At 58.0% G+C, this 331-nt stretch carries 1 protein-coding gene; it reads right to left on the bottom strand.

Annotation, left to right across the window (positions count from 1 at the left end):
- Positions 1 to 171 precede the first annotated feature (171 nt).
- On the bottom strand, positions 172 to 331 hold a 160-nt coding region (locus EE949_RS01025), incomplete at its 5' end, for an FKBP-type peptidyl-prolyl cis-trans isomerase (protein ID WP_042942974.1).

The following is a 331-nucleotide window of genomic DNA, read 5'->3' as shown; positions in this document are numbered from 1 at the left end:
GGTGAGTCGGCGGGATATGCCTTCTACCACGCCTTATCATTTGGCGACCTGTTATCAGGGGCTGATCCAGCATCTCGGGTGACCTAAAGGGCCTCTTCGCGAGCAAGCCCGCTCCCACAATTGGGGCCGAGTACATTGGCTATCAAGGCGTACCGACTCGATAACCAGCCCTCAATCATCCCGAGTCAGTACTTCCAACAATTCGATTTCAAAACGCAGATTGCTGTTGGGCTTGATATGCGCGCCCATCGACCGCTCGCCATACGCCAGGTGTGCCGGCACGAACAGCGTGCGCACCCCGCCCACCTGCATACCCATCAACCCCTGGTCC

It is taken from the genome of Pseudomonas viridiflava (genome assembly GCF_900602065.1).
Lineage (GTDB): Bacteria > Pseudomonadota > Gammaproteobacteria > Pseudomonadales > Pseudomonadaceae > Aquipseudomonas.
Note: the sequence above shows the minus strand (reverse complement) of the source record. Positions and strands in the feature narration are given on the sequence as shown.